The organism is Pseudomonas entomophila (genome assembly GCF_013523125.1).
GTDB lineage: Bacteria > Pseudomonadota > Gammaproteobacteria > Pseudomonadales > Pseudomonadaceae > Aquipseudomonas > Aquipseudomonas entomophila_B.
The window spans coordinates 1-9,967 of sequence record NZ_JAAMQJ010000066.1 but is presented as its reverse complement, the minus strand read 5'-3'; the positions used below and the strand labels follow the sequence as shown (position 1 = coordinate 9,967).

The 9,967-nt window shown below is 60.1% G+C and carries 10 protein-coding genes and 1 pseudogene; 5 read left to right on the top strand and 6 right to left on the bottom strand.

What is annotated here, in order from left to right; genetic code table 11:
- A partial coding sequence (locus tag G7007_RS21110; RefSeq protein WP_181104946.1) for a TDT family transporter occupies window positions 1–1,006 on the bottom strand: 1,006 nt, incomplete at its 3' end.
- 89 nt (window positions 1,007–1,095) lie between these two features.
- Here G7007_RS21110 and G7007_RS21105 point away from each other — a divergent pair.
- Window positions 1,096–1,995, top strand: coding sequence for a LysR family transcriptional regulator (locus tag G7007_RS21105; protein WP_181104944.1), 900 nt, complete (start codon window positions 1,096–1,098; stop codon window positions 1,993–1,995).
- A gap of 9 nt (window positions 1,996–2,004) precedes the next feature.
- Here the strand turns inward: G7007_RS21105 and G7007_RS21100 are convergent, their stop codons facing one another.
- Window positions 2,005–3,177, bottom strand: coding sequence for a DUF3800 domain-containing protein (locus G7007_RS21100; RefSeq protein ID WP_181104942.1), 1,173 nt, complete (start codon window positions 3,175–3,177; stop codon window positions 2,005–2,007).
- Window positions 3,178–3,438: 261 nt separating this feature from the next.
- Between G7007_RS21100 and G7007_RS21095 the strand changes: the two genes are divergently transcribed.
- Window positions 3,439–3,864 (top strand): DUF2628 domain-containing protein, encoded by a 426-nt coding sequence (locus tag G7007_RS21095; protein ID WP_181104933.1) that lies wholly within the window; start codon window positions 3,439–3,441, stop codon window positions 3,862–3,864.
- 99 nt (window positions 3,865–3,963) lie between these two features.
- Here G7007_RS21095 and G7007_RS22280 read toward each other — a convergent pair whose 3' ends face one another.
- Together G7007_RS22280 and G7007_RS21090 are read right to left on the bottom strand one after the other, a co-directional pair.
- A complete protein-coding gene (locus G7007_RS22280) occupies window positions 3,964–4,092 on the bottom strand; it encodes a hypothetical protein (protein ID WP_258198648.1) in 129 nt (42 codons plus the stop codon).
- Between the two features lie 129 nt (window positions 4,093–4,221).
- Window positions 4,222–4,533 (bottom strand): hypothetical protein, encoded by a 312-nt coding sequence (locus G7007_RS21090; RefSeq protein ID WP_181104931.1) that lies wholly within the window; start codon window positions 4,531–4,533, stop codon window positions 4,222–4,224.
- A 457-nt stretch (window positions 4,534–4,990) separates the two neighbouring features.
- Between G7007_RS21090 and G7007_RS21085 the strand changes: the two genes are divergently transcribed.
- The gene (locus G7007_RS21085) at window positions 4,991–5,449 is read left to right on the top strand and encodes a hypothetical protein (RefSeq protein WP_181104929.1); all 459 of its coding nucleotides are present in this window, start codon (window positions 4,991–4,993) and stop codon (window positions 5,447–5,449) included.
- 149 nt (window positions 5,450–5,598) lie between these two features.
- On the opposite strand, the gene G7007_RS21080 is transcribed toward G7007_RS21085, so the two are convergent.
- Window positions 5,599–6,672 (bottom strand): IS630 family transposase, encoded by a 1,074-nt coding sequence (locus G7007_RS21080; RefSeq protein WP_181104927.1) that lies wholly within the window; start codon window positions 6,670–6,672, stop codon window positions 5,599–5,601.
- Between the two features lie 99 nt (window positions 6,673–6,771).
- Here G7007_RS21080 and G7007_RS22590 point away from each other — a divergent pair.
- Together G7007_RS22590 and G7007_RS21070 are read left to right on the top strand one after the other, a co-directional pair.
- Window positions 6,772–6,858, top strand: a pseudogene (locus G7007_RS22590) (hypothetical protein); the annotation flags it as partial.
- Between the two features lie 143 nt (window positions 6,859–7,001).
- Entirely contained in the window at window positions 7,002–8,048 is a 1,047-nt protein-coding gene (locus G7007_RS21070; RefSeq protein ID WP_181104925.1) for a DUF4062 domain-containing protein, read from the top strand.
- A 341-nt stretch (window positions 8,049–8,389) separates the two neighbouring features.
- Here G7007_RS21070 and G7007_RS21065 read toward each other — a convergent pair whose 3' ends face one another.
- A complete protein-coding gene (locus tag G7007_RS21065) occupies window positions 8,390–9,706 on the bottom strand; it encodes a hypothetical protein (protein WP_181104923.1) in 1,317 nt (438 codons plus the stop codon).
- Window positions 9,707–9,967: the final 261 nt, after the last annotated feature.

The window sequence follows — 9,967 nt, the reverse complement described above, 5'->3', positions numbered from 1 at the left end:
CCGCCGCATACACCCCCAACGGAAACACGAAGGCCCACCACCCCAGGTTGAACGACATCCCCCGTCGCACCTGACGCACCGTGACCAACACCGCCAGCAACAGCCACCAGACCCCCAGCCCCCAGAGCAGCACCGCCACGACCGCGCCCGCCCCAGCCGCCACCGCACCTACCTGCGCCAGCCCATGACCCGCGAAGATCGCCGGCGCAGCACCACCGAGCACCAACATCCCCAACGCCCCGGTGCCGATCGGGCCCAGCGACAGCCAGAGTGAGGCGGTCAGCGCCGGCGGCGGCAACCCGTGCACCGCCAGCCGCAACAGCAGCACCCCCAGCAGGCTGAGCGCGACCGGCACCGAATACGCCCACAGCACGTAGCTCAGTACCAGCACGTGCCACTGCGCCGACCCTTGCGCCACATGCGGCAGGAGCGATCCACCGGTGACGGCCGCCACTTCGGCTGCCACCACCGGCAACAACCAGACCGCCGTCATCTGTTCCAGGCTGTGCCGCTGGCGTGTGAACATCAGGAATGGCACGCCCACCCCACAGGCCATCGCCAGCGCCACATCCAGCCACCAGAGTGCCTGTGCCCACGGCACGACAGCGGTCCCCCAGGCGGGCAGGCCATACTGCAACAGGCCATTGATCAGGGTCGCGAGGGCCATCGGGATCGTGCCGAGGAACATCGAGGCGGTCGGGTGCCCGACGATACGCCTGGCTTCGTCGAAGAACAGCACCCAGCGCGCCAGGTACAGCCCGGTGAACACGAGGAACAGCACCACGCTGAACTGCCAGAGCCCGTTGCCCAGGTGCGGCAGCAAGGCCCCTGCCTCAGGCAGCTGCCCCAACAGCAACGCCAGGATGCCTGTGCCCATGACCACCGAGAACCATTGGGGTGTGAACTGGCGGATGACCTCCCGCCCGCCCGACAAGGCGGACAGTGGACGGGGAAAACAGGCGCGTAGGCGTAAGCTGGACTGTTGCACGGTACCCCCCAAGGGCATGGCGTCGAGACCTTCACAGCATGGCAAGACCGTATCAACCGGTAAAACGCGTATTCTATGTATCACTTACCCCCTCAATCGGTAGATCGATGCGCCTGACCTTGCGTCAACTCGACATCTTCAGGGCCATCGCCCAGCATGGCTCGACCGTCAATGCCAGTGCGGCGCTGGCGCTGTCCCAGTCCGCCACCAGCTCTGCGCTTCAGGAATTGGAAAGCGCCCTCGAAACGCGCTTGTTCGACCGGGTCGGCAAGCGGCTGGTGCTCAATGCCAACGGCCAGGCCTTGCTGCCTCAGGCTGTACGCCTGCTGGAGGCCGCGACGCAGATCGAAAAGGGATTCGAAGGCCACGACCGGGTCGCGCGGCTCACCGTCGGCTGCAGCACCACCATCGGCAGCTACCTCATGCCGATCCTGATGGAGGCGCATGCCCGGCATCACCCTGGCGTGCGCATCGAGGTGGTCATCGGCAACAGCACCGACATCGCCCGCCAGGCCGCCCAGCTGTCCATCGACCTTGGCCTGATCGAGGGCCCCTGCCACCTGCCCGAGCTGAGTGTGCGCCCCTGGTTCGAAGACGAACTGGTGATCATCGCCGCCGTTAACGACCCCCTGGCGCAAGGTCATCCGGTCACACGTCAGGCCTTGCGCGCCGCACCCTGGCTGATGCGCGAGGCCGGCTCAGGCACCGCCGAGGAAGTCGCCCACCGGTTGATGCCTCATTTGGGTCACCTGGAAGACACCCGCCGCATCGGCAGCTCCGAAGCGATCAAGCGCATGGTCGCTGCCGGTCTGGGGATCAGTTGTCTGTCGTACTGGGTGGTGAGCGACCTGATCGCTCAAGGGCAGTTGGCCGTTCTCGATCATGACCTCCCGGCGCAGACACGCCAGCTGCATGTCGTGCACCACCGGGACAAGTTCCTGTCGCGCGCCCTGGACGACTTCCAGCACACGCTGGACGCCTTCGCCCTGGCCCAGGGGCAACATTAACGCTTGGTGTTAGTCAGCAGAGGGCGTGTCGGACGTCACCAGCAGACGCTCCAAGGCCGCCAGGCCTGCCTCGCTGACGATGTCGTAGGTGCCGCCACTGCTCTGCCGATAGACCTCGCGCGCCTTGCGCACCCGTTCGAGCAACGGCACCACCACCCCCGAGGCCATCTCGAGAAAGTCGTTGAGGTCGGCCCGCGTCTGCGGAATCTTGTAGCCCTTGGCCGTGCTGGTGATGATCACGTTGGCGTCGCGCAGCTTGGCGATGCCGTTGGAGCGGATCTTGTGTTCGGACACATCGCCGAAGCCCCGGTCATGGAGGTGGGCCAGGATGTCGGCCGTCGGCAGGTAGTCCTGGGTGACGAATTCGCTCTGGAACCTCAGGTAATCCAGGATGGCCAGCTGCAAGCGCATGTCCTCGTCCGGATGCTCGCCAGCCTGCTCGATGAAGCGGTCGGCCTGACGCAACGCTTCCTGGTGCACCTGGTAATCGGCGTATTGCGCCTCGTCCATGGGCGGTGGCAGAAGCGAGGTGAAGGCCGGCGGCCATTCCAGCAGGCCCAAGGTACGAGCCTGCAACAGCGTCTCATAGGCGTGCCGGACCCCTGGCTTGGCCTTGCCGCCATGCACTTCGCTCACGGCGTTCGCCAGCCCCTGCGCGATGTGGAGCAGTGCATCGTCCTCACGGGCGCGCACCTGGAACATCTGCTCGTCGCCGAACAGATCATCGGCGTAGCGCCCCTGTATCAGCCCTTGCAGGCGCTCGCGAAGCGTCACGTCACCGTCCGCGTCCACATTCACCTGAACGTCACGCAGGTCCCGGAACAGGCGGGCATGCAACAGCCCGCCGACGTGCTCGTTGAACGAGGTTTTCAGTTGCAGGCCGCCGTCCCGGTGGATGCGCGCCCTGTCCACGACGATGACGTGCAGCTTCACCGGCCATCGCGCGACCTCGGCCAGCAGCTCGGCGCGCTGGCTTGCCTGGGCTGCGCGGCGTTTACCAGGCGTTAGGTCGGCGAGGTGGACCTGCTGTCGGCGCAGGTGCTCGGCCTGTTCGCGGACTGCATGCAGGTGCGTGGCGCTGACGAGGAGGGTGCAGATGACCAGACGACCCGAGCCTGGTGCTGTTGCAGCGGTCGCGTTGCGGTCACCTGACTCGCTCAGATAAGCATGAGTGGTCGTCAAGTCAGCCTCCGTTGCATAGGTCGCAGGGTGTGCTATCAGCGTAGCAACATCCGGCAGCTTACAGCCTGGCGTTGGAAACGTGCGGTCGATCACACCTGGGCATGGACGTGCGAGCGATGCGGTTGTTGGTTGGGCTGGCGGGTGACAAAATGATGCGTGGAGCGTCGGCAGTAGGCCTGAACAATGAAGTCGGGCCTTCAGATGCTCCAAGCACGGCAAGCCGTGTGTTCGATCATTTCAAGGACTATAGGGAATTTTTAAATGAGCGTCGCCGAAGCCAGCAAGGATATTTCTCAACACAAGCCCAAATGGCAAGAGCGGTTTGCGTTTTTCGATGCGCATGGGACGCCCAGTTCGCCCGAGTACAAGGCCGCACTCAAACAGCAGCCGTTCAAGAAGAAACTGCTGATCAACATGAACTTCATTGCCTTGTTCTTTGGCCCTATCTACCTGTTCGTACTGGGCTTGTGGAAAAAGAACTTGGCGTTGCTGGGTATCATCATCGGGGCCGGTTTGGCGATCGATGTGCTTTTCGCCTTGCTCGGCATGGAAACACCACGTGCCATCAACAGCGGGTTTGGTGTAGCAACCAACCTGCTGTACGGGCTGAGTACGAACTATGCCTACTACCTGAAAGAGCGTAAGGGTGAGCAGGACTGGAACCCGTTCAAGGGCATGCGCTGGTAATGTGCTCAAGGGCTGCTCACGACGTACACGCGCCTTCGTGAGGAGCCCTTGGTTTGAATGATGAGCACGCCACAGCCAAGGTCGCTTGTCAGTGAATGGCTATTTCTTTTCAGGTTTGCTCGGCTTCAATTCGGGATTGTTCCCTTGTGTCTCCTTGTTGTCATGACGACGCTTGTCGACTTCGCCGGTTGATTTGGCGGTAGGCTTCGGGCCGGGTTTGAGTGCCATGGGATCGTCCTCGTGGTCAGGTGAAGATCAGGGAGTCTCCAATGAGCGTAGACCGTTGATGGAGGCTTTCAAACGGTATCGCTTGCATCGCACCGATCTTCATACGAGGCCATAAGCGGGTGGAGCCCATCAGTTCGGGCGTGGTGTGGCCGGAGGGTTCGAATACCTGCCTTGATCGGGCGCATCCATTTCGGCCTGGCTACAGCCGATTCGCTTGGCGCGTTCTTCCAGCGACCAGACTTCCCCACCGGCGTCAGCAGGTCGTCCCTGCATCTCCAGAACGACCTTCAGGCCCGCAATGGCCTTGGTCGTACCTGCGCACTCCCAGACGCGCTGCGCGTCGTTGGTGGGCATGGGCGCGTCCAGACTGTCTTTCGCCGTCTGTGACAGGTCGGGAGGGCTGCTGCTGCCCGTGAGAACAAACATCAGCGGGATCACCATCAGTTGTCGCCTATCAAGCTCCTGGGTGATCGGCGACGAAGCAAGCTGTACATAGCTGCCTGGAACATACTTCGATTGGTTCGACCGCTGACCTGTCACGGTCGTTCGACCCGCCCCGGTACCGCAAACGCAACGTGATGGCGCGCCTGTTTCGCATAGGCCCAAGTAGTGTTTTAGAAGTGCCGCCGAACATGGGTGGCTTGTCGCTCATGCCGCACGGGCGATGAAGGCAAGGATGTTCTCGGTCCTCTTGCGCCATTGAAGAGCGAGATTGCGCCTGGCCGCATCACCCCTTAAGGTTCAACCCTCATGTCAGGGAGACCTATGAATGAACGATGCCAGGCATCGACCCAAAGAATATCGGACATGCTCACGAACTGGGCTGTCAGGCCGAAGGGTGGCGGTAGGCCTGCTGGCGTTACTCGTCTACTTCTCTGCTCACGGCAAGGAGCCAACCATGGCTGACAAAGACTACACCTATCACCCCTACACACCGGGCATGACACTGCCTGACGGCGTGTTCCCGCCGATGCAGGGCTACACCCATGGCGACCTGATCGCAGCGGCCCAAGTGCGCGTGGAAGCGTACTTGAAGGCGCACGCCATCGACCCGGCCTTGATGCGTGAGTCTTTGGTTGCGCTGGCGACGCACCTGAATGAAACATTCGAGCGCGAGGGGGTCGAGTATCAGGTTTCCAGCTGGTACCAAAAGCCTTACGACGACCCGGCTGCCCGGACGCGCAGTATCCAGGCGATGAGCGAAGAGTACGGTTCTGCGGCAGTCGAAGCTGCGGCTGAGTCGTTGGCAGGCTCGCCTCTGTTGCACCAGAGTAGGGACTTCTACAAAGGCTACATTGGGGCCGCGGGCGAAGCCGTGCGCGATCGCATCGCCGCGCTGAACACACCAGAGGCCTGATCGACCATCGGCGCGTTCGCGGGCCGAGTGGTGAACAGAATCGCTGGGTCCAGTCATAACGCTCTGGTGATCGAGCTATCAAGACACACGACTTCTGCGGAGCATTGGTCACGGCCTAGTGTACCGAGCGGTTAGTTGATTAGCTTATTTTAATAACACTCCAGCTCGGCCTTATGCACCGAGCTGATGATGGCGTCGGCTGGTTTGCTCCATTTGAACGGCTTGGCTGAGTGCTCGTTGTGAGCCGTAATGAAATGGCGGATTGCGCTCTTCAAGTCCGCGACGCTGCTGAAGGCTCCACGATAAAGCGCTCGTCTTTCCAGTTGCGAGAACCAGCCCTCCACGGCGTCCAGCCAGGAAGCGCTGGTCGGCGTGAAGTGCAGCTTGAAGCGTGGGTGCTTTTCCAGCCAGGCCCTGATTGCCGCAGTCTTGTGGGCCGAACTGTTATCGAGGATCACATGCAGATCGAGTCCGGCCGGGGTGTTGCGTTCGATCTGGCGCAGAAAGTCTAGGAACTCCTTGGCCCGATGCCGCTGGGTAATGCGCCCCATGACCTCGCCGGTCATGATGTCGAAGGCGGCGTGCAGGCTTGCCGTACCGTGGCGCTTGTAATCGTGTGTGCTACGCTCGATCTGACCGGGACGCAGCTGCAGCATCGGCTGGGTGCGATCCAGCGCCCGGATCTGGGTCTTCTCGTCGACCGAGAGCACCATGGCGTTGTCCGGAGGGTTGAGGTACAGCCCAACCACGTCGATCACCTTTTCGGCAAACAACGGATCGTTGCTGATTTTGAAAGTCTTCAGACGGTGGGGTTTGAGATCGGAAGCGGCCCAGATCTGCCGGACTTGCCAGGTCGTGACACGCGCATATCTGGCCATCAGCCGGACGCTCCAGTGGGTGGCTTCCTTGGGCACCCGATGGGTCGTCAGGGTCAGGATCTCTTCGATCTTGTCGGCACCCAACTTCAAGGGCTGACCGCTGCGCGGCAAGTCCTTCAGCCCGTCGAGGCCTGCCTCCACGTAGCGCTTGCGCCACTTGAACACGGTTGGCGTAGTGATCTTCAACTGCTCGCAGATAGCGACGGGCGTGACTCCTTCATCGAGCAGTAGCAGGATCTTGGCTCGTTGGGCAAGGCTCTGCTCCAACGTCCTCATGAGCAGCCAGCTCTGCAAGGTGGCGGCATCGGCAGGCTGCAGGGCGAATGGAGCAATCGGTCGAGGCATGCATATCACCGACCTGGGAACGTAAGGCATGCAGTATGTCGTGATCGGTTAGAAAACGGACTAGCCGCTCAGTAAACTAGTCAGTTATTCGGCGGCGAGGCACCTATCGACTTCGTGAAAGACCAGGAAGGCTTGGAGCGGGTGATCCAGGTGCTGACTCAGATTGAGCATGGGTTTGCTTCTTGAAAGCTTTGTTCACTGCAGGTGGGGAAGGACTAATCCCTCGCCAGTTCGGTGCTTGGCTCGGATCGGGTGCTTGGCACTGGCCGCTGTTAGGACATACAGTAGTCCCCTAAGGCCGTCAGTTGGCGACAGTTTGGGGGATCATTATGAAAGTATTCGTGAGCTCCGTTGTCGGAGGGTTTGAGCAGTACCGGGCTGCGGCAAGGAAGGCGATTACACTGCTGGGGCACACGCCAGTGATGTGCGAGGAATTCGGTGCACGTCCTTACTCTTCACAGCATGCGTGCATGACGGAGATCGACCAATCTGACGTCGTGGTACTGATCGTTGGCGCGAATTTCGGCTACGAGACGGACACTGGTGAGTCAGTCACTCAACAGGAGTTTCGGCGCGCGAAGACGACCGGCAAGCCTATCCTGGCTTTTCTCGAAACAGTGGAGATGGAAGAGCGTCAAAGAGCGTTTGCACGGGAAGTCTCCGACTACCTCGATGGCCTGTTCCGGCTGACATTCTCCGACCAGCATGAGCTATCAGACGGTATCGTTCAGGGCCTGAATCAACTCTCCGTGAATCGCAAGGCCATCTCGGAGCAAGAGTTCGTGCAGCGCTTGCAGCAGAGGAATGGCAACGGTGGGTGGGGTGGCTACGACCACGAAGCTCGCTTAGAGGTGGCATTCTTGCCTCAGCCCGAAACCCTCGGCACATTGCGCGCCGCCCATGCCCAACACGATCCGTTCTTTCTCAAGCTCTGCCAGGCTGGCCTTGGCTCGATCAAAGGCGGCTACAAGGACTTCGATAGCGCCAATCAGACGGGAATTGATACCCCGGATGTGAAGTGGCGGCACCATGAGAGTGGGTTGTGCTGGTTGTCTATTTCACTCGCCAACGCTTCGACGTCGCGAGGCATCATGGGCTCGTATTACCTGTCGCCTTCCAAGGTCAGAGCAGGTACTGAAGCTGCATTTGGCTTGCTGTGCGAAGGGAAGAGTGGGTGGTTCCAGATCAGCCTGACTGGGGTTGACCACAAGCTCTTTGCTGAGCCTCCGGCTTCATCTTCCAGCAGTGTCTCGTTGCCGTACCGGTCTGAGCAGAAGCTGGAAGAGCGGAGCTTGTTGATTCCTGCCACGCCGGCGGCTTACCGCCAGTGGTTGGACGAGGTGATGTTCATGTTTGAGCGCAAAATGTCCATGTGATGATTGATATGGGCCGGTGAGTGGACACGAGCATATAGGGCAGGCCTGTGAAAATGGTTATGCAGATCAGGTCAATGGGGCCAATGCTCGGCCAGTCCGATCGGGTCGCGCTTGTGCAAAAGTATCGAGCACAAAAAAGCCGCCTGAAGGCGGCTTTTCATAGGGTCGCGGTGCTGCAGGGTCAGAGGCTTTGCAGATTCCAGCTGCTTGAGCCGACAACCTCGCCGTTGAGCATTTTGCGAGCACGTGCGGCCAGCGATGCACGAACCTCTTCGCCTGTGGGTTCGCGGCGCTCGGTGGAGTTGGAGCGTGTCGGCTTGCGAACCAGTTTCGCTCGTAGCTCAGTTCTCATCATCAATCTCCTTTTCAAGCGTGACGCCATCCTGACCGGCATAGCTGTCTTCTAATGATGCTAGCATCTTACCAAAGTGGTAGCAAACAGGGTTCATGAGCTGCACGAACAGTTCGGCGCGATCCTTGGTCGTCAGCATGTCCTCAAGACTTCTGCTGACGTTCAGTACGCCCATCAGCTTCTCCTTGTGGTAAATCGGCAAGCTGATCAGCGATTTGGTGTGTTCCAGGTTCTGGTAGTAGCGCGTGATTTGCTCTTCGTAACGCGGACTGATTTCTTTGTCCTTTTTCTTTTCGGTCTCAAACCATCGCATGACCGCCGCCTGCACGTCCGCCAAATAGACGGGGTGACCGGTTGCGGCAGCTTGTGGGGCCCCAGGAATGTTCGGCTGATGATGGGCGTGACGATAGTCCTGCTTGTAGGTAAAAGGCAGGCAGATCTGCTCGACGCTCGCGTCTGGCTGGTCGGGGTGCAGTGATTCGGCTGAGAGCTCCTTGTCCTGGATAAATAGGATGCCAGAACAGCGCTGCACCGCCACCTCGTAGGACTGGTTGTGAAGGAAAAACTCGTATTGAAGAATCCAATCCTTGAGGCTTTGATCGTCCTCAATGGCCTCCGCAGCTTCAGCCTGAGCAACCTCGGCCCCAGTTGGATTTGCAGGGGCTGGTTCCTCCAAGCCCAGGTCGACAACGGGAGAAATGGCGATCTCATCGCTGTACAGCACGCGCATGATGTTGGCGTGGTACGTCACGGACGTGGAAGAAGCCGATATGTCATCCCATGTCCTCGCCAAGCTGAGCACGCCGGACATCATGGTTTGCATGCGTTTGATGATGACTTCGGGACTCAGCGATGCCATCTCGTTCTTGGTCAGCCGTCTGAGTTCGCCGATCTCGCGAAGCGTCTCGACGTAATCGCTCATGAACTGACGGGGAGGGAGGCTTGTCAATCGGCCCTCCATCGCTTTGTTCTCTTCCTTGAGCAGAGCCTCTTTTTTTGCCGCAAGCGCTGTGAGTTCGGCTTCTTTGCGCAACGCCAGGTCTGCCAATCCTCGCTCACGAAGCCAAACCATGGCCAGTGCCCCCACGGTTAAGGCCAGCGCGATGATCAAGTGAGTGTAGGTCTCAGGGGGGGCGGAACCCTCAGGTGTCATGCCCAGCAGTTCCTGACATTGGCCGTAGATCTGGGAGCTGCACACCGAAATGTAGCCCGCGCTCAGGACTGAAAATAGTGTCAAGACGATCGAACCGAGGGGGCTCGAAAAAAACTTGGAGGTATTGAGTCTGAATTGACTGTCAACGGCCATGACCTGAACGTCCTTTTACTGTAACGGCGCGGCACGGAAGGCGGCGCTCACTCAAAGGGAGCCATGATATCGAAATGACGAAAAGTCACCCAGCGTACGCTGCGTACTTGGGCCTGATGGGCTGCCATGCCCCCGCGACCACGGGAGAAAGCTCGTATTCCATCAAGGGGGACGCTAAGAGTTCCCAGCTTCACATGCGCAAGCCCCCACTACCTCACACCTCACTCATCTCCTCAACCCCCTGCAACGCCCGATCACGAC